This window comes from Flagellatimonas centrodinii, from assembly GCF_016918765.2.
GTDB lineage: Bacteria > Pseudomonadota > Gammaproteobacteria > Nevskiales > Nevskiaceae > Polycyclovorans > Polycyclovorans centrodinii.
Genome location: NZ_CP092104.1, coordinates 497157 through 519409, shown reverse-complemented (window position 1 = coordinate 519409; position 22253 = coordinate 497157). Strand labels below are relative to the sequence as shown.

The window sequence follows — 22253 nt, the reverse complement described above, 5'->3', positions numbered from 1 at the left end:
TGAGGTCGGGCCGATGAACCGAAACGTCGGTGCACCGGTTGAGGCGCATCCTGGGCCCCCGTCGCTCAGCGTTTCGTGAACGGCACGTTCATGAAATGTTCACGCCGTTATCCGCATAACGCCGACATGCGCCGCTATTCCCACTTCCTGCTGCCGTTGCTCCTGATCCTGCTGATGTCGCCACCGGGTCAGGCCGACGACGATGAGGATCGTGCCGCCTTGCGCGATGCGGTGCGGCGGGGCGAGATCCGGCCCCTGGCGGAAATCCTCGCGCAGATATCGGCGGACTATCACGGCGAGATCATTGAGGTAGAGCTTGATGAGGACGACGGCGAATGGGTCTATGAGATCGACCTGCTGGCCCCCACCGGCGACCGGGTGGAGTTCGAATTCGATGCCCGCAGCGGCCGGCTGTTGGAGATCGAAGGGCGCAACCTGGACCGGATTCGCCGGTGAGAGTGCTGATCGCCGAGGATGATCGCGCCCTGTCCGCAGGGCTTGCGCAGGTGCTGTCGCGTGCCGGCTTCGCGGTCGACCAGAGTCATAGCGGGGATCAGGTCGACTTTCTGGTGCGCACCGAACGCTACGACGCGGTGGTGCTCGACCTTGGCTTGCCGGTGCGTGATGGCCTGAGCTTGCTGCGGGAATGGCGAGAATCCGCGATCGGGGTGCCGGTGCTGATTCTCACCGCGCGCGGCCGCTGGCCTGACAAGGCGGCGGGCTTCGCGGCCGGCGCTGACGACTTCGTGTCCAAGCCGTTCGAGCCGATGGAAGTGGTGCTGCGCCTGCAGGCGCTGATCCGCCGCAGCCGTGGCGAGTCACGGGTGGTGTTGCAGTTCGGCGATGTGGTGCTCGACACCGGTCGTGGCGAGGTCAGTGAAGGCGGCATGCCGGTGCCGCTGACGGCACAGGAATACAAGCTCGTGGTGTATCTGGCCCTGGCGGCCGACCGTGTGGTCAGCCGGACCGAGCTCAGCGAGCACGTCTACGAACGGGATCGCGACCCCGATTCCAATGTGCTGGATGTCCTGATCGGCCGCATCCGCCGCAAGCTGAAAGCGGGGTTGATCGAAACGGTGAGGGGCCGCGGCTTCAGGATCAACCGGGCAAATGCATGAGGGTGTCCATCAGTACCCGGCTGCTGATCGTCGCAACCCTGACCATCTTGGTGGCGTTGCCGGCCGCCGGCATCCTGTTGTCGGATGCCTTTCGGCGCGCGGTGGCGGTGGCCCATGACCAGCGCCTGCAAGCCCTGGTGGAGACGCTCGCCGCGCGCATCGAAGCTTCGACGCCGGGCGATCTGCGGCTAGGCGGCTCGGTGGCCGAGGCGCGCTATGGGCAGGTGTATTCCGGCTGGTACTGGCAGGTGCTGCGCGAGGACGAGGTGATTGCCACGTCGCGTTCGCTGTGGGACGCCACGCTGACGGTGCCACCACTGGCAACGCCCTTGGTGCGCGGGTCGATCACCTTGCAGGGCCCCATGGGCGAGGCGCTGCGGGGTCATTACCTGCGGCTGCAGTTGGCGCAGGTTCCGCAACCCCTGGAGTTGATCGTCACCGAGCCGCAGTCAGCGCTCAATGCCGAGGTCTCGGCCTTCAATCGATTGCTGTGGTGGGGGCTTGGCACCCTCGGCAGTCTCTTGCTGGTGTTGTTTGCCGTGCAGATCCGCTGGGGCTTGCGGCCGCTGCGCAGCATACGGGACGACCTGGAGGCGGTGCGTGACGGTGATCGACCCTCGTTGAGCACGGCGCTGCCGCCGGATCTGGTCGGCCTCGCCGAAACCCTCAATGAAGTGCTGGCCCATCAGGCCGCGGTCGTGACCCGCTCGCGGACCGTCGCCGGCAACCTCGCCCACGCGCTCAAGCAGCCGCTCGCCACCTCGCGCATGGCCGCGGCAGAGCCGGTGCCGGATCGCGACCTCCTGCGGCGGTCCTTGGCCGCGATCGACGCCACCGTCAATCACCACCTTGCCCGTGCGGCAGCCGGGGGGGCGGCGGGCGGCCGCTATCGGCGGGTCGATCTGCTCGCGACACTGCGGCCGTTGGTGGACGCCATTCGGGGCTTGCACGGGGGCAACGGGCGAGTGCTTGAGGCGCGTCTGCCCGAGGGCATCGGGGTGGCCATGGAACCGCAGGATCTGCAGGAGCTGGTCGGCAATCTGCTCGACAATGCCGGCAAGTGGGCGCACTCGCGCATTCGTCTGACGGCCGAGGCGGGTGAGGGCACGGTCACCCTGACGGTGGACGATGACGGCCCCGGTCTGCCTCCGGAACAGCGCGAGGGCGCCCTGCGGCGCGGTGTGCGCTGGGACGAACAGCAGCCCGGCAGCGGGCTGGGGCTCGCCATCGTCCAGGATCTGGTGGCGCTGTACGGCTGGACGTTTGCGCTCGAGGACAGCCCGCTCGGCGGCCTGCGGGCGCGGCTGACCGGGCCCCTGCGACGACCACGTAAGGTTGCCGCACGAGGCTAAACTGCGGGCCATGGCCCACTCTGCCTCTCCGCTGCGCGACTACATTCAGCTCATCCGTCTCGACCGCCCGGTCGGCATCTGGCTGTTGCTTTGGCCGACGCTGTGGGCCTTGTGGTGGGCGGCGGAAGGATGGCCGCCGTGGCCGGTGCTGACGGTGTTCGTCCTCGGCACCGTGCTGATGCGCTCGGCGGGGTGTGCCATCAACGATGTCGCCGATCGCAAGGTCGACCCGCACGTCCGTCGCACCGCGGACCGGCCGATTGCCGCAGGCCGCCTGACGGCCCGCCAGGGCGTTGTCACCGCCGTGTTGCTGGCGCTCGTCGCGCTGCTCCTGTTGATGAGCCTGCGCAGTCCGTTGGCGGTGGCCTGGTCGGTGCCGGCCGTATTGCTGGCGGCGGTCTATCCCTTGATGAAGCGGGTTATCGATCTTCCGCAGGCGGTGCTGGGGCTGGCCTTCAGCTGGGGCATGCCGATGGCCTGGGCGGTGTTGCAGGGCACGGTGCCGGTGTGGCCAGTGGCCCTGTTGATGGCGGCCAACGTGGCCTGGGTGATCGCCTACGACACCTACTACGCCATGGCCGACCGTGAGGACGATGCCCGCATCGGTGTGCGGTCGTCGGCGCGGTGGTTCGGGCGTCACGATCGTGCGGTGGTGCTGTCCCTCAACCTGCTTGCGCTGGTGCTGCTCGCCAGTGTCGGCCGGACGGCCGGATTCGGTCCCGCCTATTTCGGCGGCCTGGTGGTGGCGCTCGGGTTGATGGCGGCGGCCCATTGGCAGACCCGCAGGCGCGATCCGCAGGCCTGTTTCGCCGCCTTCAAACGCAGCCACTGGCAGGGCGCGGCCATCTGGCTGGGATTGGTACTGGAATTCGGGAGCACCGCGGCGTGAGGGGATATCGGCAGCTATTGATGGCAGGGGTGTTGAGCTGGGTGGCCACCGGCGCCCATGCCGGCGACGTGGAGCAGCGACAGTTTCGCGCCGCCGACAACCAGACCTGGCTGCAGGCGCGGATTCATCGCCCGCCCGGCGAGGCCCCGGCGGCAGGCTGGCCCACCGTGCTGGTGTTGCATGGCGGCGGTTGGCGCGGGGGTGAGCCGGCGCAGATGGACCCGGTGGGCGAGCAGCTGGCGGCGGCGGGTCTGATGTCGGTGTCGGTCGGCTATCGCCTGGCGCCGGAGGCGCAGTGGCCGGCCCAGCGTGAAGACGCGCGCGCGGCGCTGGCGTGGTTGCGCGACCCGACCAATACCCTCGGGGCTGACCCCGCGCGAATCGGCGCCTGGGGGTATTCAGCCGGTGCCCATCTGGCTGCCCTGGTGGGCGCAACCGCCGAGGTGCGGGCGGTGGTGGCGGGCGGCCTGCCGGCGGACCTCACCCGCTATCCGCGCAGCCCGCTGATCCGGGACCTGATGGGGACCCGACTGACCACCGATAGCCAGGGCTGGCATGCCGCCTCGCCGGTGTTTCAGGTGACGCCACAGAGCGCGCCAATGTACCTCTACCATGCCGCCTGGGACTGGGTGGTCGGCGCCGACAACGCGCGTCAGATGCAGGCGGCGCTCGCCCGCGCCGGGGTGTCGGTGTCGCTGAGAATGGTCCCGTTCCGAGGCCATATCGCAGCGTTTTACTGGGATGGCGGCGCCGAGGCTGAAGGCATCGCCTTCCTCAAGCGTCAGCTTAGCCCGCCGCCACCCGCATGAGCTGGGCACAGATCCAGGCGGCATAGGTCCCCAGGCCGTAGCCCAGCACTGCCAGCAGAACGCCGACCGGGGCCAGTGCGGGATGGAAGGCGCTGGCCACCACCGGTGCGCTGGCGGCGGCGCCGATGTTGGCCTGGCTGCCGACTGCGATGAAGAAGGTCGGTGCCTTCAACAGATAAGCGGTGAACAGCAGGACGCTGGCGTGCACTGCCATCCACACCAGACCGACGCCGAACAGGCCGGGGTTGGTGAAAATGCTCTTGAGGTCCATGTGCAGACCGATGCAGGCAATCAGCACATAGAGCATGGCCGAGCCAACGCGGGATGCCCCGGCCCCCTCGAGCCGCCGCGCCGGGGTGAAGGACAGTGCCAGGCCGACGGTGGTGGTGATGACCACCGTCCAGAAAAACACCGATGTGAGCGACAGTCTGACGGCCCAGCCCTGTCCGGCAAACAGGCCCGCCAGCGGATGGGCCAGGGCCGTCGCCAGGCCGGCCGCGCCGAAGCCGACCGCGAGGATGCGAATCAGGTCGGCCAGGCTGGGGATTCTGGCGTGGGCGCTCTGGAACGCCGCCATGCTGGCCTGCAGGGCATCAATGGCGGTGGTGTCGGCGCCACGGCGCTGGTCGAGCATGCGGTGGTTGGCCGCCATCCACAGCAACACCGCCATCCACAGGTTGGCGACGATGATGTCGACCGCGACGAAGGCGCCGAACAGGTTGGCATCAACATCGAAGACCTCCTTCATCGCTGCCTGATTGGCGCCGCCGCCGATCCAGCTGCCGGCGAGTGTCGCCATGCCGCCCCAGGTGTCGCCCGCCACGGTTTCCGGAGAGAACAGCCGGAACACCAGGATGGCGATAGGGCCACCGATCACCACACCGAAGGTGCCAGCGAGGAACAGGATGATCGCCTTGCGGCCGAGCCGGCGGATCGCCGGCAAATCTACTGACAGCGTCAGTAGTGCGAGGGTCGGTGGCAGCAGGTAGTCGATGGCGATTCGATACAGCGGTGTGCCACTGCCATCGACGATGCCGAAGGTATTCAACAGTGCTGGCAGCAGGTAACACAGCAACAGCGCGGGCACGTAACGGTAGAAGCGCTGCCAGAACGGGTGCGCGCTCTGGGTGGTGTGAAAGACGGCGCCCAGCAGCACGAACAGCAGGCCGAGCACGACGGCGGGATGAGAGATCAGAGGTTCGGCTGTCATGACGACATGATGGCCGAAGTCGGGGTGCCGGGCGTGTCAGCGGCCAGGGGTGTGCGGGCGATGGCCCATAGCTCGACCCGTTGGGCACCGGCCGCACGGGCGCAGCGCGCCAATTCGAACAGGGTGGCGCCGGTGGTCATCACGTCGTCGATCAACGCCACATGGCGACCCTGCAGGGTGCCGCTAGCGACGAAGGCGCCGCGCACCGCACGTCGCCGCGCGGCCGGCGACTGGCCGATCTGGTCGGCGGTGGCCCGCGTTCGCCGCAGAGTGCGGATGTCGACGCCGATGTCCAATGTCCGACCCAGCACCGTTGCCAGCACCGCTGCCTGGTTGTAACCACGGCGCCATTGTCGCCGCCAGTGCAGGGGCACCGGCATCAAAAGGTCCGGCAGGGGAGGGGACCACCGGGCCCGGTAGCCGGCCAGTGCCTGGCCGAGCCAACGCGCCTCGGCCAGCGCGCTTCGGTACTTCAGGGCGCGCAGCGCCTGGTGGACCGGCATCGCCAGCAGGAAGGGTACGCAGGCCAGATCCGCCGGTGGTGGCCGCCGCTGGCAACCGGGGCAGGGGCCTGCGGCGGCCACTGGCAGCGCACACCGGGGGCAGGCACTACGGTTCCAGGGCAGATCGTTCCAGCAGGGTGAGCAAACCGGGGAGTGGCCAGTCGGGGCGGCGCAGAACCGGCACCCTGTGGTCGGGAACAAGTCGTCAAGCATGCGCTCGCTCCGTGGTTGACAACGGGCGCGAATCGCTTAGCGTATGCGGACATTCCCTCATTGGTACGCCTCCATGCGTGTGCGCCACGATTGGACCCGTGACGAAGTCCAGGCCCTGTTCGACCTGCCGTTCAACGACCTGTTGTTCCAGGCGCAGACGATCCATCGGGCGCACTTTGACCCGAATACGGTTCAACGGTCGACCCTGTTGTCGATCAAGACCGGCGCCTGCCCCGAGGATTGCGCCTATTGTCCGCAGTCGGTGCGCTACGAAACCGGCTTGAAAAAGGACCCGCTGATGGAGGTGCAGGCAGTGGTTGATGCCGCGCGGGATGCCAAGGCCAATGGCGCCACCCGTTTCTGCATGGGCGCGGCCTGGCGCTCGCCCAAGGACCGGGATCTCGACAAGGTCGAGGCGATGGTCCGCGAAGTGAAGGCGTTGGGGCTGGAGACCTGCGTCACCCTGGGTATGCTCAAGCCGGCGCAGGCTCAGCGGTTGGCGGGCGCGGGTCTCGACTACTACAACCACAACCTCGATACCTCGCCGGAGTTCTACGGCAAGATCATCACCACCCGCACCTACGAGGATCGACTCGATACCCTCGCCAATGTGCGAGAGGCCGGGGTCAAGGTGTGCTGCGGCGGTATCGTCGGCATGGGCGAGGCACCGCAGGACCGGGCCGAGCTGCTGCGCCAGCTGGCGGTGATGGACCCGCATCCGGAATCGGTGCCGATCAACAATCTGGTGCAGGTGCCGGGAACGCCACTGGACGGCGCCGAGGCACTGCACCCCATCGAGTTCGTTCGCACCATCGCCGTGGCCCGCGTGCTGATGCCTGCGTCCTACGTTCGGTTGTCAGCCGGCCGCACCGACATGAGCGATGAACTCCAGGCCCTGTGCTTTTTTGCCGGTGCCAACTCGATGTTCTACGGCGAAAAATTGCTCACCACCGAGAACCCGCAGAATGCCCGCGATGAGGCGCTGCTGGCACGTCTGTGCATTCAGCCCGAGGCCTTGAGTGCCGGGCACACGCACGCGCCGCCTGCGGCCGCCGAACCGGCGCAGGCGCGCTGTGCTGCGCAGCACTGAGGCCGGAATTCTTGATGCGCGCCTGCAGCCGCGTCTGGCGGCACTGCAGGCCCAGCAGCGATACCGCGTGCGACGCCAGGTCGAAGGGGGTCACGGTGTCGAGTTGCAGGTGGAGGGTCAGCGCTGCCTGAACTTCTGCAGCAACGACTATCTCGGGCTGGCCACCGACCCGCGACTGCGGCAGGCGGCGCAGGCCGCGCTCGACGACGGTTGTGGCAGTACCGCGTCGCCGCTGGTCTGCGGCTACAACCGTCATCATCAGGCTCTTGAAGAAGCGCTGGCCGAATTCACCGGCTATCCCCGCGTTCTGTTGTTCACCTCCGGCTGGGCCGCCAACCTCGGAGTGTTGCGCGCACTGCTCGGGCGTGGCGATCTGCTGGTCGCCGACGAACTCAATCACGCCTCGCTGATCGACGGGGGGCGCTTGTCCGGGGCGCAGTATTGCCGGGTCCCCCATGGTGAAACGGCGGCCTTCGAGCGCGCTCTGGCGGACACCGAGATCGCGACCGACGCTCTCCGGTTGATCGTCACTGATGGCGTTTTCAGCATGGACGGTGATCTTGCGTCCTTGCCCCCGTTGGCCCGCCTGAGCGCACGGCATGGCGCAGCACTGTTGGTCGATGATGCCCATGGCTTCGGGGTGCTGGGCACGACAGGGCAGGGCACTGCCGAGCATTTTCGGGATACCGATCCCGCTGGCAGGTTCCCGCAGCCCGACCTCTATGTGGCGACCTGTGGCAAAGCCCTTGGCAGTGCCGGCGGCTTCGTTGCGGGCAGTGAAGCAGTGATCGAGTTCCTGATCCAGCGGGCGCGCTCTTGGGTGTTCTCCACGGCGCCACCGCCGGCGCTGGCAGCTGCGGCGCTGGCAGCCCTGCAGATCATCCGTGCCGAACCGGAGCGGCGTTCGCGTCTTCACGATCTGATCGTGCATTTGCGGCACGGTGCCGCTGCGTTGGGGTTGCCACTGCTGCCTTCGGAAACCCCGATCCAGCCACTGATGATCGGTGAAGACGGCGTCGCCCTGGCAGTGAGCCAGCGGTTGCGAGAGCGGGGCTACTGGGTGGCCGCGATCCGGCCGCCGACGGTGCCGGAGGGCACGGCCCGCCTTCGCATCACGCTGACGGCAGCGCATACGCCGGCACAAGTGGACGGCCTGCTCGAAGCGCTTCGTCAATCGCTGCGCGAGGTCGCTCCGCCGCTGGCGGCAGCCTGATCCCGAGGGCCGAGTACCGCGGTTCGTTCCAGGAAGCCCTCAAGTCGCCATAAAAAAACCCGCCACGTCTCTCGACGTGGCGGGTTGAAATCACGCGCCGAGGTTCAATCGCGAACCGTCAGTTCCACACGACGGTTGTCTTCGCGACCGTCTTCGGTGCTGTTGTCGGCAATCGGCTGGGTCAGGCCGTAGCCCACCGGCACCATGCGGGTCGGGGCGATGCCACGGCCGGCGAGATACTCCTTCACCGAAATCGCGCGCCGCTCCGACAGGCCGAGGTTGTAGGCGGCCGTACCGATGTTGTCGGTATGCCCTTCCAGCTCGACGTTGATCTCCGGATAGGCCACCAGCGTTTCCGACACCCGGTCCAGAATCCGCTTGGCTTCCTCGGTGAGAATCGCCGAGTCGAACTCGAACTTCACGCCCTTGAGGATGAAGCCGCGGTCGACGGCACAGCCGTTGGCGTCCACTTCTTCACCGGGGCGCGGCTTGCGGCAGTCACCCGACAGGGCGCAGCCGTTGGGCAGCACCTTGGCACCGGCGGGGGAGTTCGGGCACTCGTCCAGATAGTCGGGGATGCCGTCGCCGTCGCTGTCGAGCGGGCAACCGTCTTCACCGACCGGCACGCCTGCCGGGGAATCCGGGCAGAGGTCGCGGAAGTCGGGTACGCCGTCACCATCGGCATCGGTGGCGGGGCAACCGTCGGCATCCACTTCGACGCCTGCAGGGGTCCCGGGGCACTTGTCGCGGCCGTCGGGTACGCCGTCGCCATCGCTGTCGAGCGGGCAGCCGTCCGGGCCGACTTCAGCACCGGCCGGGGTGTTGGGGCACTGGTCGAGATAGTCCGGCACACCGTCGCCATCCGTGTCGAGGGCGCAGCCACGGGCGTCCACCAGTACGCCAGCGGGCGTGTTGGGGCACTGGTCAAGACCATTCGGCACGCCGTCACCGTCGTCATCGGCGGCGTCGGGGTGCTGGGGCTTTTCGCCCAGTGCCACCCGCATGCCAGCGAACACCTGGTAGGTGTAGTAGGTCTGATCGGCAAGGAAGCCGTCGTCGCGGATGTCGTCAAGCTGATAGCGGGCCTCGATCATGCCCGAGATGCTGTCGGAAAACCGCTGCATGAAGCCGAGCCCACCGTAAGGTCCGAAGGCCCCCGTGCTCTGGCCGATGAAATCGACCTTGGAAATGTGGGCACCGGCCGCCAGGTAGGGCTGGAAGTCCGACGAGCTGTCATAGAACGGTTTGCCGATGAACAGCAGCCCGCCGATACGACCGGTGATCCGCTCGTAGTCGCCCGCATTACGGGTCTCCAGCACGCTGTAGTCGACCCCAAGATCGAGGGTGATGCGGTCGGTCAGCGGCCGCATGGCCCGCAGGCCACCCATCAGGCCGTTGTCGAGGTCCGACTCGTCGGAGAAGATGCCGCCCACGATCGGCACCAGCGACCAGCGGTTGTCCAGCACCTCGGGCACGGGTGCAGGGGCTTCCACCGCTGTCGCCGCCGCGGCGTCCGGTTCCAGTCGCTCAACTTCCTGAGCGAACGCGGTGCCGAGTGTCATCCCCAGCACCAGCGTGATCCAGCTGCGCATGTTGGCCATGTGCGTTTCCCTTGGTTTGTCGTCTGTAGATAAATGAGACACGTGCAATTATTCGCAGTCCTGACCGCCGCCGCCGTTGCCGCCGGACAGCAGGTCCAGCAACGAACTGACGCCACTGGTGATCTGGCAGACCAGTTCGTCCAGCGGGTCGACCACCGGGCTTTCGAGCGCACCGACGATCAGTCCGGTGAGATCGGTCAGCCCGGGAATGCCAGCATCCGGATTGCCATCAAGCAGGGTGGTGAGGATGGGGTCCAGCGGCAGTCCGCCTTCCACCTGATCCAGCACCGGGTTGACCACTTCGGTGATGGCATTGAGCGTGTTGACCAGCTCCAGCCGGCCCAGGCCTTCCAGCGGCGTCCCTTCAAGTACGCCGAGCACCGGGCTCGAGAAGGCCGGCTCCAGCGCGTCGCAGAGGCGGGCACTTTCCGAAGATGACCCCAGCAGGGCGTCGTTGGTCACCGGCAGCACCAGGACGGTCATGCCGTCAACCACGGTGTTGCTGGCGAGCTGCGGGTTGCTGTACTCCGCCGTGATGCAGCTGAAGCCCAGGCCGAGCGCGCCGTCGGCGAAGACGAGCCCGTTGGCCTGGTCGGCGGCACCGAGCGGGATGCCATTGCTGGTCCGCAAAGTCCGCTCACCTTCGACGAACAGGTCGCCCACCAGCGCGGTCGGCGGCGCGTCGGCACTACCGGCAGAGCTCTGCTGGCAGGTTTCGCCATTCCAGAAGCCGGTGGTCGAGCGCCAGACGATGCCGTCGTTGAAGGCATCGTTGGGGTCTGCCGGCATCAGGTTGGTGACGTTATTCTCGAGCGGCTGGTCCTCGAACGCCGGGGTGACGTTGACGCCTTCATCGAACACCGGCGGCAACGTGCAGCGGCCGGTTTCAGGGTCGATGCGGTTGGCGGCACAGGTGCCAGCAAAAGCGTGTACCGGCAGCTGACCTCTCAACACGCCAGTGCCGAGGCCGTTGACCAGGTCATTGGCGCCGACACAGGCGAAACGCTGGGCGTTGTTGAAGGTCACCGCGTCACCACCCGGGCGGAGCTTGGCGGAGACCGCCAGGCTGCTGTCGCCCAGGATCTGGTCGACGCTGACCACCACGTCGCGTTCCGCAGTGCGGTTGTCGAGTGCCGCGTTGATGCCGGTGGTGCCGGCGGCAACGGCGGTCAGCACGGCGTCCGGACTCAGCGTGACAACGCCGGTGGAATCGAGGGTCAGCGCGGTGTCGGCCGTCACATCGCACTCAAGACCGTCGTCATAGCGGCCACGAATCTGCAGCTGGCGGCTGGCGCCGCCAAGGTTCAGTGCAATCGGCGTGGCGTCGTCACAGGCACCGCGGTCGGCGCGGCAGCCACCGGCAAAGGCTTCGGCCGGCGGGACGGTTTCGATGCACAGGCCGTCATTGGCCAGCAACTGCGCCGGTCGCACCGTCAATGGTGTGCTGGCGGTGACGGTGGCGCCACAGGCCTGGGCCGTGCCCTGGAAGGTGGCGGTCACGGTCACCGTGGTTTCGACCGCGACATCGGCATTGGCGATGGCACGGTTGGCCTGGAAGCTGGCGACCGTTGCGTCGCTGCTCGCGAACGCGGTGTTGGCGGTGACGTCGGCAGTGTCGTTGTCGCTGAAGCGGGCCTCGGCGGTGTACAGCAACGAGCGGCCTGCCACCAGCTGGGCATTCAGCGGCGTGATGCTGAGACTCTCGATGCAGGCGTCATCCACCACCAGGGAGGTGCTTGAGGTAAAACCACCGAGCGATGCGACGATGTTGGTGGTGCCGGGCGACACACCCGTCACGACGCCATCGGGCGTGCTGGTGGCGACGACCGGTGCGGTGCTGGTGAAGGTGGCGCCGTCGGGGCAGATGGCATTGTTGTCGGTAACGATGCTGCCGTTGGCCCTGATGGTCTGGACCGTGCAGCTGGCGAGGGTGCAGGTCGCCGTCTGGCCAACCGCCAAACCTGCTGGATCGCAGGTCACGGCTCCAATTGCGGACAGCCGGGGCTCCGGCAGGTCGGGGCTGCGGACGGCATTGTCGTCACTGCAGGCGACGAGCAGGGTGGCGCCGAGCAAGGCGCCAAGAAGGAGGCGGCTGTCAATCATGGGTACAACTCCCTTAGGGTGCTTTTACACTTGAAGTATAGAGCGTAATTCGCGGTAAAGACACCGGATTTCTCTGATTTGTCAAGCGATGTGACGACCATTTGACGGCGGTCTTTGTGCCGGTCATCGTCGTCGACCCTCTTTCAGTGCCCTGACCATGCCTGACCTGCCCCCTTGCCGAACGCTGGTCGTGACCGGGACCGATACCGACGTCGGCAAGACGGTTGTCTCCTGTTCCCTGCTAAGAATGGCTAAAAATCAAGGACTTGCAGCGATCGGCTTCAAGCCTGTCGCGAGCGGCGTGACGGCTGAAGCCGACGGAATCCGCAACCCTGACGTGCGCGCGCTGCAGGCCAGCGCCAGCGTTCAAGTGACCGATGACGAGATGAGCCCCTACCGGTTCGACGCCCCGGTCGCGCCGCACCTGGCGGCAGCGCAGGCGGGCCAGACCGTGCGTCTGACCCGCCTGGCCGAGGCGCACGCCGCACTGGCGGCGCGCGCGCAGCTGGTGGTGGTGGAGGGTGCCGGGGGCTGGCTGGTGCCCCTGAATCCGGACATCAGCTTTGGCGGGTGGGTCAGCCAACAAGGGTGGCCGGTCTTGCTGGTGGTGGGAATGCGGCTCGGGTGCATCAATCACGCATTGCTGTCGGCGGAGGCCATTCACCGGCGCGCGCCATTGGTGGGCTGGGTTGCCAACGCGCTGGCGACCCCGATGCCGCTGTTGCAGGAAAATATCGACGCCATCGGCCGGCGGCTCGACGTGCCGTGTTGGGGGGTGGTGGCGCCCGGGGCCGCTGACACGGCGACGCTGGACAGCGACCGCTTCGACGCATTCCTCCAGACCCCGGTTGAGGCGGAGGCGGACGAATGAACCCGGTCAGCCCCCGCGCGCGGGCGGCAGCGGCTCGCCGTCGGCGATGAAGCGCAGCGCCAGGCCGTTGTTGCAGTAGCGCTGACCGGTGGGCGCCGGCCCATCGTCGAACACATGACCCTGGTGGCCGCCACAGCGTGCGCAGTGATATTCGGTGCGGAGCATGAAGAACTTGCGGTCCTCGCGCGTTTCGAGCGCGCCCGGCAGCGGTTCGAAGAAGCTCGGCCAGCCGGTGCCGCTCTCGTACTTCGTACGGCTGCTGAACAGGGGCTGGAAGCAGGCGGCGCAGACGAAGGTGCCGTCGCGCTTTTCCTGGTTCAGCTCGCTGCTGTGCGGGGGTTCGGTACCGTCGGCGAACAGGATCTGCCAACGCTCGGGTTCCACGTCAGCCTGCCAGGCGGCTGCGGGCCGCCCCAGGGTGCCGGTGGGGCGTGCCGCGTCGGCGTCTTTGCTGAACAGTCGCATGGGGCGGTCCGGGTCGGAGATGATGCGGCCAGTTTACGTGAGCGCGGATCGCTTGGCGGCATGTGCGGTTTTGCTTGTGCGGCTTTGCCCGCCCCTCCGCCTTGCACTACAATTCGCGGCCTTCCCGCTGTCCTGGTCGCCCGGCACATGGATACCACGTTCGTGATCGGTCCCAACGCTTCTCTGACCCCAGGTCAGGCAGCGGTGTTCATGTCCCTGACATCGGTGGTGGGTTTGACCATTGCATTCGGTTTTGCGGTCATCGGGTTCTGGCCGGTGGTCCCGTTTGCCGGGCTTGAGCTGGCGGCCTTGGGGGCGGCCCTGTGGGTCAGCCTGAGGCGGAACCGCTACCGCGAGGTCGTGCGGCTGCAGGGCGAAGAGGTGGTGGTGGAATTCGGCATGGTGGGGGGCGGCGTGCGGGCACGCATGAGCCTGCCCCGACACTGGACGCGGGTGATGCTGATCCAGGGGGGCAGTCGGCTGGCCCCGAACCGGTTGGTGCTGGCCTATGCAGCACAGCGGGTTGAATTGGCGCGGTGTTTGACGGATGACGAGCGCGAGGCGCTGGCGGGGCGGCTGCGGCGGGCCCTGACAGCATCGCGACCCACGTTGGCGGGGGCGCATGCCCCGGACGCAGGTTGATTGATTTGGAGAGCAGACGATGGTGAAGCTTCACAAGGTTCTGGCCATGCTGGCAGTGCTGGCGTCCGGGCTGTTTCACGCGGCAGGGGCCTGGGCCTACACCGAGACCAGTGGCGGCTGGAATTTGCCGACGGGTGCAACCGCAATCGCCCAGGAGGTCTATGACCTTCACATGATGATGTTCTGGGTCTGCACCGTCATCGGCATCCTGGTGTTCGGGGTGATGATCATCTCCATCGTCAAGCACCGGAAATCGCTGGGCGCCAAACCCGCCAGCTTCCATGAATCGACCACGGTCGAAATCATCTGGACCACGGTGCCCTTCATCATCCTCATTGCCGTGGCCATTCCCGCCGCCGGTACCTTGATCCGGATGGAAGACACGCGCGACGCCGACCTTACCGTGAAGGTCACCGGCTACCAGTGGAAGTGGGAATACGAATACCTGGGCGAAGATGTCCGCTACTTTTCTACGCTCGCTGCCGAATCCAACGCGGCGCGGCAGTTGGGTTCCGGGATTGATGTCAACACGGTGGAAAACTACCTCGTCGATGTCGACAACCCCCTGGTGCTGCCGGTGGGCAAGAAAGTACGGTTTCTGATTACCTCAAATGATGTGATCCACGCTTGGTGGGTGTCGGAACTGGCCGTCAAGAAGGACGCCATCCCGGGGTATATCAACGAGACTTGGGCGCGTATCGACAAGCCCGGGGTCTACCGCGGTGTCTGCGCCGAACTTTGCGGGCGCGACCACGGGTTCATGCCGATCGTCGTCGAAGCCAAGTCCGAGGCGGAATACGCGGCCTGGCTCGAAAGCCAGCGTGGCGGCGAGACAGCCACGGTTGACGAAGCCGCGGCGCCCGCGCCGGTCGAAGTGGCTGCCGCCGCCGAGACCGTGACCGATGCTGCCACCGAAGCCCCTGCCGAGCTGGACAAGGCCGCGTTGATGGCGGCCGGAGAGAAAGTGTACGGCGCCAACTGCGTTGCCTGTCATCAGGCTTCCGGGCAGGGCATTCCCCCCAACTTTCCGTCGCTGGTCGGCAGCACGGTCGTGCAGGGCGATGCCGCCGGGCAGATCACCCAGATCCTCAAGGGCAAAGGGCTGATGCCGCCGTTCCCGCAACTGTCGGACGCCGACATCGCTGCCGTCGTTACCTATACCCGCAACAGCTGGGGCAATGACAGCGGGCTGGCGCAAGCCGCCGATGTCGCTGCCCTTCGCTAAGGTTTCACCGAATCTGCTGTCAGGAGTTTGATCATGGCTCACGCGCACGCCCACCACGACGATCACGACCATCACGGCCCCGACAAGGGGATCATGCGGTGGATCAAGACCACCAACCACAAGGACCTGGGAACGCTGTATCTGTTCTTCGCGTTCACCATGTTCTTCATCGGCGGCCTGATGTCGCTGGTGATTCGTGCCGAGTTGTTCCAGCCGGGTCTGCAGTTCGTGCACCCCGAGTTCTTCAACCAGATGACGACGATGCACGCGCTGGTGATGATCTTCGGTGGGGTCATGCCGGGCTTTGTCGGGCTCGCCAACTGGATGGTGCCGATGATGATCGGCGCCTCCGACCTGGCGCTGCCGCGGGTCAACAACTGGGGTTTCTGGATTCTGCCGTTTGCCTTTTCGCTGCTGCTGTCCACCCTGTTCCTGGCCGGCGGTGCGCCCGCTGGCGGCTGGACCATGTATCCGCCGCTGGTACTGCAGACCGGTGACGCCTTCCCGTTCCTGATCTTTGCCGTCCACCTGATGGGGATCTCCTCCATCACCGGCGCCATCAACGTGGTCGTCACCATCCTCAACATGCGTGCGCCGGGCATGACCCTGCTGAAAATGCCGCTGTTCGTCTGGACCTGGTTGATCACCGCCTACCTGCTGATCGCGGTGATGCCGGTGCTGGCCGGTGCCGTGACCATGCTGCTGACCGACAAGTACTTCGCCACCAGCTTCTTCACCGCGTCGGGCGGCGGTGACCCGGTGATGTTCCAGCACATCTTCTGGTTCTTCGGGCACCCCGAGGTGTACATCATGATTCTGCCGGCCTTTGGCATTGTCAGCACCATCATCCCGACGTTCGCCCGCAAGCGGCTGTTCGGCTATGACTCGATGGTGTACGCCACCGCCTCGATCGCGTTCCTGTCGTTCATCGTCTGGGCGCACCACATGTTCACCGTCGGCATGCCGCTCTCGGGTGAGCTGTTCTTCATGTTCGCCACCATGCTGATCGCCGTGCCCACCGGGGTGAAGGTGTTCAACTGGGTGGCCACCATGTGGAAGGGCTCGATGACCTTCGAGACGCCGATGCTGTTTGCCCTGGCGTTCGTGTTCCTGTTCACCATCGGTGGGTTCTCCGGCCTGATGTTGGCGCTGACCCCGGTCGACTTCCAGTACCACGACACCTACTTCGTGGTTGCCCACTTCCACTACGTGCTGGTGCCGGGTGCGGTGTTCTCGATCATCGCGGCCGTTTACTACTGGATTCCGAAGTGGACCGGGCACATGTACAGCGAGTTCTGGGGCAAGACCCACTTCTGGCTGTCGGCGATCTTCATCAACGTCACCTTCTTCCCGCAGCATTTTTCCGGCCTCGCCGGCATGCAGCGACGCGTTCCGGACTATGCGGTGCAGTTCACCGACCTTAACGTCTGGAGTTCGGTGGGGGCGTTCGTCTTCTTCTTTGCCCAGTTCATCTTCATCTTCAACATGCTGGCCAGCTGCTTCGGCTGGGGCAAGCGCGCCAGCGAGAAGCTGCCGGATCGCGTCTGGGAAGGTGCCACTGGGTTGGAGTGGACGGTGCCGTCGCCGGCGCCGTATCACACCTTCGAAGAACCGCCCACCGTGGGCGACGACGGCGAGCCGGTGACCGGCGCTGCTCGTCCCGCAGCAGCACACTAAGCGCCAACGCCTCCGGCCACAGTGGCCGGAGGCTGGGCAGGAAATCGCATGAGCACCGAACATCGCAGAAAAGCCCGCAGTAACCTGCTGCTGTTCGCGGTCCATCTGGCGATCGCGGCGGCCTGCTTTGCCGGCTTCTATTACAAGGTGACCCACGGATGACATCGACTTCCGGTCGTCGTGGCCACGCCGTCCGCCTGGTGGTGGTGGTGGTGGCGATGTTCGGTTTCGGCTTCGCTCTGGCGCCGATGTATAACGCGCTGTGCAACGCGCTGGGCATCAACGGCAAGATGGAATTGGTCGCCTCCGAGGTGCTGGCGGCGGTCCCGGTTGATGAAAGCCGGGTGGTGACCGTGGAGTTCGTCACCACCGTCAACGGCGGTAAACCTTGGCGGTTTCAGCCAGACACGCCGCGGATCGAGGTTCATCCCGGGCAGCTCTACACGGTGACTTTCCTGGTCGAGAACACCGAAGCGCACGATGTCGTGGCCCAGGCGGTTCCCAATGTGGCGCCCTGGAACGCGGCCCGCCATTTGCGCAAGACCGAATGCTTTTGCTTCAACAATCAGCCGCTTGCCAGCGGCGAGGTGCAGCACATGCCGGTTCGGTTCATGCTCGACCCGGCGCTGCCGGCAGATGTCGATACCGTCACGCTGTCCTACACTTTCTTTGATATTACGGAGGCGCCCGCGCAAGCGGCCGTCGCCACTTCCAAGCTTTGAGACATCACGAGGGAACCCCGATGGCCACCGCAGCAGCCAACCCCAAAGACCGCTACTTCGTTCCGGCGCCCAGCGTCTGGCCCTTCGTACTGACGGTGGGCTTGGTGTCGCTGGTAGTCGGTGTCTCCAGCTACCTTGAAAGCAAGAGCTTCGGCGCCGCGCCAACTATTGCCGGTATCGTCATTTCCATCTTCATGATCTACCGCTGGTTCGCCGGGGTGATCCATGAGAGCGAGAGCGGCATGTACGGCGCGCAGGTCGATCGCACCTACCGCTGGAGCATGGCGTGGTTCATCTTCTCCGAAGTCATGTTCTTCGCTGCCTTCTTTGGCGCGCTCTATTACGCACGCGACCTGTCGTTGCCCTGGTTGTCGGGTGCCGGTGAAAAGATCGAGACCAACGTTCAGTTGTGGCCGGGCTTCGAAGCGGTGTGGCCGAGCAACGGCCCTTCCAACCTCGGCGGCGCCTTCGAAACCATCCCGGCGTTCGATGTCCCACTGATCAATACACTCTTGCTGCTGACCTCGGGGGTCACGCTGACCTTCGCGCACCACGCGCTCAAGGCTTCACATCGCACCTCAGCAGTGCTGTGGATGTGGGCAACAGTGGCGTTGGGCTGCGCCTTCCTGTTCTTCCAGGTCGAGGAATACATGCATGCCTACGGCGATCTCAACCTGACGCTGGGGTCCGGGATCTACGGCTCGACCTTCTTCATGCTGACCGGGTTTCACGGCATGCACGTGACCTTGGGCACCCTCATGCTGTTCGTCATTACGCTGCGGCTGATGAAGGGTCACTTCAAGCCAGAGAGTCACTTCGGCTTCGAAGCGGTGGCCTGGTACTGGCACTTCGTGGATGTGGTCTGGATCGGCCTGTTCATCGTCGTCTACTGGCTCTGATGGCCGGTGGCGGTGCAGAAAAGGCCCGGAGACCGGGCCTTTTCTGTGTCAGGCACCTTCGCGGATTCGACGCAGCGATGTCATCCGGGTGGGTCGGAAGGCCTCAGCGGCCGACCCCGTGCGGCTGGATCCAGCCGAAGTGATAGGACAGCAGAATGAACAGCACCAACAGCACCGACAGTGCCACGCGCAGCTTCAGGCCCGTCAGTGTGCGGCGGCGGCTGCTGTCGTCCTTGACCAGGAAAAAGGCACTGGAAAACAGACTCAGCACGATGGCGACGAGCAGCAGGATGATGATCAGCTTGACGAACATCGGAGCTTCCGGAGCGGTCGAACCCGCATGATAGGGCTTGTGTCGCCTTTGCCGTCAGCCGTCCCGGGTGGGTCGTGAACAACCGGCCAACGCACCGACGATTTCGTCCGCCGCTCTGGGCTTGGTGTGCCTACCCGCCGGTGCTGGCGTTGCTGCTCGCATTGGGTGGCTGGCAGGCACAGCGCGGGCTGGAAAAGCAGGCCATCGACGACGCTGCCGCTGCACTGACCGAAACAGTAGCGGTACCGTGGGTGCCGACCCTGCAACCCCAGCTGCAGCCGACGATTCGGGTGGTGGTCACCGGGCACTATCGGCCGCAGTTGACACTGTTGCTGGACAACCAGTCCTACCAGCGCCAGCCGGGCTACCATCTGTGGTCGATGCTGGAGCGCGACGATGGTGCGACGTTGATGGTGAATCGTGGCTGGTTGCCCGCCGACGGCGACCGGCGGCAGTTGCCGGCAGTGACGGTGCCAGAGGGTGAACAGGTGCTGACGGGACTGTGGCGGCCGCTGCCGCGACCCGGATGGATCCTTCCTTCCCGGGCATGCGAGGCCGGGCACACGCCTGCCGAGATCAGCGTGGTGCAGTTCCCCGACGTCGAGCAACTGCGCTGTCTGACCGGTGCAGCAGTGTCCGACGGCATCTTGTTGCTGGACCCGGACGCCACTCAACCGTTGGTGCGGGAATGGGCCATGGGGGCCGCCGTGCCGACGTCCCGGCACTTTGGTTACGCCGCACAGTGGTTCGTGTTTGCCATGGTGCTCACCTTCTTCTTTATTCGACTCAACCTCCGGGAATCCGCCGATGCGTGATGCCGTACTCAAGGGCCGCGTGCAGTTTCTGCTGCTGGCCGCACTGTTCGCCGCGCCGCTGATCGCGGCCTGGGTGCTCTATTTCGTCCGGCCTGACTGGCAACCGCAGGGGCGGACCAACTACGGCGCGCTGGTGCAGCCGGTTCAGGCGCTGCCGGAGTCCCTGGCGTGGGTCGATGCCGAGGGTACGGCGCAGGGCTACGCGCTGGTCCGCGGCCGATGGTCGTTGGTGATGCCGGTGGGTGATTCCTGCGACGAGATCTGTGCGACGCGCGTTCACGACTACCGGCAGATGCGCTTGTTGCTCAACGAAAAGCGTCTGCGCGTCCAGCGCCTGTTGTTGGCGACCGCGCCGGAAGCCTTGCCCGAACTGAAAGCACAGTTGGCGGCCGACAACCCGCAGATGCACTTGCTGGCGCCGTCGTCCCCGGATGATGTCGCTGCCAGTCATTTCAGCGGGCAGCCCGCCGGCAGCGTCTTCGTGGTCGATCCGCTCGGCAACGTGATGATGGTGTTTCCGCCCGATCCCGACCTGAAGAAGGTGCTGCGTGACATCAAAAGGCTGCTCCGCCTGTCCCAGGTTGGCTGAGCAACGGCTGCCACGGTGTAAAATCCGCCCCCCGCGAACTCGAGGTTTCCCATGCGCTGGTTCTATCGCCTGACCACCCTGGCCACGGTGCTGTGCCTGTGTGTGGTGGTCCTCGGTGCCTATGTCCGCCTGTCCGACGCCGGGCTCGGCTGCCCGGACTGGCCCGGCTGCTATGGCCACGTCACCATCCCCCAGCACGTTGACGATGTGGCCCGGGCCGAAGCCCGGTTTCCCGAGCGCCCGGTAGAGGCGGCCAAGGCCTGGAAGGAGATGATCCACCGCTATCTCGCCTCGACCCTGGGCTTGCTGATTGTGATCATGGCGCTGATGCGAACCCGCGTGCGCGACGGCCGGCTGCCAGCCGTGTTGCCGTGGGCACTGGTCGGGCTGGTGATCTTCCAGGGCATGCTCGGCATGTGGACCGTCACCTGGCAGCTCAAACCGCTGGTGGTGACCGCGCACCTGTTGGGCGGGCTCACCACCCTGTCGATGCTCTTCTGGCTGTGGCTGTCGACCCGCGCCGTGATGTCGCCGCCCGCGGTCGCCAGCGGTGTCCGGGTCACACCAGGCTTGCGGCGCATCGGCCTACTCGCATTGATCGTGCTGGCCTTGCAGATCTTCCTCGGCGGCTGGACCTCCACCAACTACGCCGCGCTGGGCTGCCCCGACTTCCCCACCTGTCACGGACAGTACTGGCCGGAGATGGACGTCGGCGAAGCTTTCACCCTGTGGCATGGGCTGGGTATCAATTACGAGTTCGGCATTCTCGACAACCGCGCCCGCGCCACCATTCACTTTGTGCATCGCCTCGGCGCCATCGTCGCCACGGTGATGTTGCTGCTGTTTGCCTGGCAGCTGTGGCGCCGCGTCGCACTGCGGCCCTACGCCGTGGCGGTCGGGCTCGCGCTCGCGACCCAGGTCGTGATCGGCATCTGCGTGGTCAAGTTGCAGCTGCCGCTGTGGCTCGCCACCGCCCACAACCTGGGGGCCGCGGTCCTGCTGCAGACCGTGATCGCCGGCAACCACCGATTGTGGCGCTCGCCATGACCACGAGTGCTACCAGGCCGAGCCGGTTTCGCGAGTACTACGAACTCTGCAAACCGCGCGTGGTGATGCTGATCGTGTTCACCGCCGTGGTCGGCATGTTCCTCGCCGTGCCCGGCCTGCCACCGATTCAGGCATTGCTGCTCGGCACGCTCGGCATCGGCCTGCAGGCCGCTGCCGCCGCCGCCATCAACCAGATCATCGACCGCGAAATCGATGCCCGCATGGCCCGTACCTGCGGCCGGCCGCTGGTCACCGGCGCCCTCGGCATGACCGAAAGCATCGCCTTCGCCACCGTACTTGGGCTGGCCGGTTTCGCCATCCTCTGGTTCTGGGTCAACTCCCTGACCGCCGTGCTCACCCAGTTCACCCTGATCGGCTACGCCGGCGTTTACACCCTGTTTCTCAAACGCGCCACACCGCAGAACATCGTCATCGGCGGGGCAGCGGGTGCTGCGCCGCCGGTGCTCGGATGGGCTGCCGTGACCGGTACCGTCGACCCGCACGCCCTGATCCTGTTCCTCATCATCTTCATCTGGACGCCGCCGCACTTCTGGGCATTGGCCATCGAACGCCACAAGGAATACGCCGACGCCGACGTGCCCATGCTGCCGGTGACGCACGGCATCGAGTTCACCCGAACCCAGGTGCTGCTCTACACCGTGCTGCTGTTCGTCTCCAGCGTGCTTCCCTTCATCTTCGGCATGAGCGGCTGGTTCTATCTGGCCGGCGCCGTGGTGCTCAGCTGCATCTTCCTCGCCTACGCCATCCGTCTGAAGTTCGCACCGCGCCCCGGGCTGCCGATGAAAACCTTCGGCTACTCCATCGTCTATCTGATGGGCATCTTCACCCTGCTGCTGGTTGACCACTACCTGCCGTATCCGCAGTAG

Annotated in this window: 23 protein-coding genes; 17 read left to right on the top strand and 6 right to left on the bottom strand. The window is 65.9% G+C overall.

The annotated features are described in order from the left end of the window. The first annotated feature begins 126 nt into the window (after positions 1–126). From JN531_RS02515 to JN531_RS02495, 5 genes are read left to right on the top strand one after another with little or no spacing between them, the layout of a single operon-like run. Positions 127–456 carry a PepSY domain-containing protein gene (locus JN531_RS02515; protein WP_228347279.1) on the top strand — a complete coding sequence of 110 codons (330 nt, stop codon included), beginning with the start codon at positions 127–129 and terminating at the stop codon, positions 454–456. Continuing rightward, positions 453–1118, top strand: coding sequence for a response regulator transcription factor (locus JN531_RS02510; protein ID WP_228347278.1), 666 nt, complete (start codon positions 453–455; stop codon positions 1116–1118). The genes JN531_RS02515 and JN531_RS02510 overlap by 4 nt, the downstream gene beginning before the upstream one ends. After that, a complete protein-coding gene (locus tag JN531_RS02505; protein WP_228347277.1) occupies positions 1115–2470 on the top strand; it encodes a sensor histidine kinase in 1356 nt (451 codons plus the stop codon). The genes JN531_RS02510 and JN531_RS02505 overlap by 4 nt, the downstream gene beginning before the upstream one ends. A 10-nt stretch (positions 2471–2480) precedes the next feature. Next, positions 2481–3359: a 4-hydroxybenzoate octaprenyltransferase gene (gene ubiA, locus JN531_RS02500; protein WP_228347276.1), complete on the top strand. Its 879-nt coding sequence runs from the start codon at positions 2481–2483 to the stop codon at positions 3357–3359. After that, the gene (locus tag JN531_RS02495) at positions 3356–4168 is read left to right on the top strand and encodes an alpha/beta hydrolase (RefSeq protein WP_228347275.1); all 813 of its coding nucleotides are present in this window, start codon (positions 3356–3358) and stop codon (positions 4166–4168) included. Before ubiA ends, JN531_RS02495 begins: the two co-directional genes overlap by 4 nt. Here the strand turns inward: JN531_RS02495 and JN531_RS02490 are convergent. After that, the gene (locus JN531_RS02490; protein WP_228347274.1) at positions 4146–5378 is read right to left on the bottom strand and encodes a DUF819 family protein; all 1233 of its coding nucleotides are present in this window, start codon (positions 5376–5378) and stop codon (positions 4146–4148) included. The two genes, JN531_RS02495 and JN531_RS02490, sit on opposite strands and share 23 nt — an antisense overlap. Next, the gene (locus tag JN531_RS02485) at positions 5375–6094 is read right to left on the bottom strand and encodes a ComFC family protein (protein WP_228347273.1); all 720 of its coding nucleotides are present in this window, start codon (positions 6092–6094) and stop codon (positions 5375–5377) included. Before JN531_RS02485 ends, JN531_RS02490 begins: the two co-directional genes overlap by 4 nt. 73 nt (positions 6095–6167) lie before the next feature. Here JN531_RS02485 and bioB point away from each other — a divergent pair, with 73 nt between their 5' ends. Further along, positions 6168–7184: a biotin synthase BioB gene (bioB, locus tag JN531_RS02480; protein ID WP_366522394.1), complete on the top strand. Its 1017-nt coding sequence runs from the start codon at positions 6168–6170 to the stop codon at positions 7182–7184. Next, positions 7168–8397, top strand: coding sequence for an 8-amino-7-oxononanoate synthase (bioF, locus tag JN531_RS02475; protein ID WP_228347271.1), 1230 nt, complete (start codon positions 7168–7170; stop codon positions 8395–8397). The genes bioB and bioF overlap by 17 nt, the downstream gene beginning before the upstream one ends. A 104-nt stretch (positions 8398–8501) precedes the next feature. Here bioF and JN531_RS17405 read toward each other — a convergent pair whose 3' ends face one another. Beyond that, positions 8502–9998 (bottom strand): OmpA family protein, encoded by a 1497-nt coding sequence (locus JN531_RS17405; protein WP_366522393.1) that lies wholly within the window; start codon positions 9996–9998, stop codon positions 8502–8504. Positions 9999–10046: 48 nt separating this feature from the next. Beyond that, on the bottom strand, positions 10047–12101 hold the full coding sequence (locus tag JN531_RS02450; protein ID WP_228347270.1) for a hypothetical protein: 2055 nt from the start codon (positions 12099–12101) through the stop codon (positions 10047–10049). Between the two features lie 157 nt (positions 12102–12258). Between JN531_RS02450 and bioD the strand changes: the two genes are divergently transcribed. Beyond that, the gene (gene bioD, locus JN531_RS02445) at positions 12259–12972 is read left to right on the top strand and encodes a dethiobiotin synthase (protein ID WP_228347269.1); all 714 of its coding nucleotides are present in this window, start codon (positions 12259–12261) and stop codon (positions 12970–12972) included. Positions 12973–12978: 6 nt separating this feature from the next. On the opposite strand, the gene msrB is transcribed toward bioD, so the two are convergent. Then, positions 12979–13437, bottom strand: a complete 459-nt coding sequence (gene msrB / locus JN531_RS02440) for a peptide-methionine (R)-S-oxide reductase MsrB (RefSeq protein WP_228347268.1) — start codon at positions 13435–13437, stop codon at positions 12979–12981. Between the two features lie 147 nt (positions 13438–13584). On the opposite strand from msrB, the gene JN531_RS02435 reads away from it, so the two are divergent. From JN531_RS02435 to JN531_RS02415, 5 genes are all read left to right on the top strand, one after another. Then, entirely contained in the window at positions 13585–14079 is a 495-nt protein-coding gene (locus JN531_RS02435; RefSeq protein ID WP_228347267.1) for a DUF2244 domain-containing protein, read from the top strand. A gap of 22 nt (positions 14080–14101) precedes the next feature. Next, a complete protein-coding gene (gene coxB, locus JN531_RS02430; RefSeq protein ID WP_436233303.1) occupies positions 14102–15304 on the top strand; it encodes a cytochrome c oxidase subunit II in 1203 nt (400 codons plus the stop codon). Positions 15305–15337: 33 nt separating this feature from the next. Then, entirely contained in the window at positions 15338–16981 is a 1644-nt protein-coding gene (gene ctaD, locus JN531_RS02425) for a cytochrome c oxidase subunit I (RefSeq protein WP_228347265.1), read from the top strand. Between the two features lie 158 nt (positions 16982–17139). Next, the gene (locus JN531_RS02420; protein ID WP_228347264.1) at positions 17140–17703 is read left to right on the top strand and encodes a cytochrome c oxidase assembly protein; all 564 of its coding nucleotides are present in this window, start codon (positions 17140–17142) and stop codon (positions 17701–17703) included. Between the two features lie 20 nt (positions 17704–17723). Beyond that, the gene (locus JN531_RS02415; protein WP_228347263.1) at positions 17724–18602 is read left to right on the top strand and encodes a cytochrome c oxidase subunit 3; all 879 of its coding nucleotides are present in this window, start codon (positions 17724–17726) and stop codon (positions 18600–18602) included. 103 nt (positions 18603–18705) lie between these two features. Here JN531_RS02415 and JN531_RS02410 read toward each other — a convergent pair whose 3' ends face one another. Continuing rightward, the gene (locus JN531_RS02410; protein WP_228347262.1) at positions 18706–18915 is read right to left on the bottom strand and encodes a twin transmembrane helix small protein; all 210 of its coding nucleotides are present in this window, start codon (positions 18913–18915) and stop codon (positions 18706–18708) included. Between the two features lie 74 nt (positions 18916–18989). On the opposite strand from JN531_RS02410, the gene JN531_RS02405 reads away from it, so the two are divergent. From JN531_RS02405 to cyoE, 4 genes are read left to right on the top strand one after another with little or no spacing between them, the layout of a single operon-like run. Continuing rightward, the gene (locus JN531_RS02405) at positions 18990–19730 is read left to right on the top strand and encodes an SURF1 family protein (protein WP_228347261.1); all 741 of its coding nucleotides are present in this window, start codon (positions 18990–18992) and stop codon (positions 19728–19730) included. Further along, positions 19723–20319 carry an SCO family protein gene (locus JN531_RS02400; protein WP_228347260.1) on the top strand — a complete coding sequence of 199 codons (597 nt, stop codon included), beginning with the start codon at positions 19723–19725 and terminating at the stop codon, positions 20317–20319. Before JN531_RS02405 ends, JN531_RS02400 begins: the two co-directional genes overlap by 8 nt. Positions 20320–20370: 51 nt before the next feature. Then, positions 20371–21366 (top strand): COX15/CtaA family protein, encoded by a 996-nt coding sequence (locus tag JN531_RS02395; RefSeq protein WP_228347259.1) that lies wholly within the window; start codon positions 20371–20373, stop codon positions 21364–21366. Further along, positions 21363–22253, top strand: coding sequence for a heme o synthase (gene cyoE / locus JN531_RS02390; RefSeq protein ID WP_228347258.1), 891 nt, complete (start codon positions 21363–21365; stop codon positions 22251–22253). Before JN531_RS02395 ends, cyoE begins: the two co-directional genes overlap by 4 nt.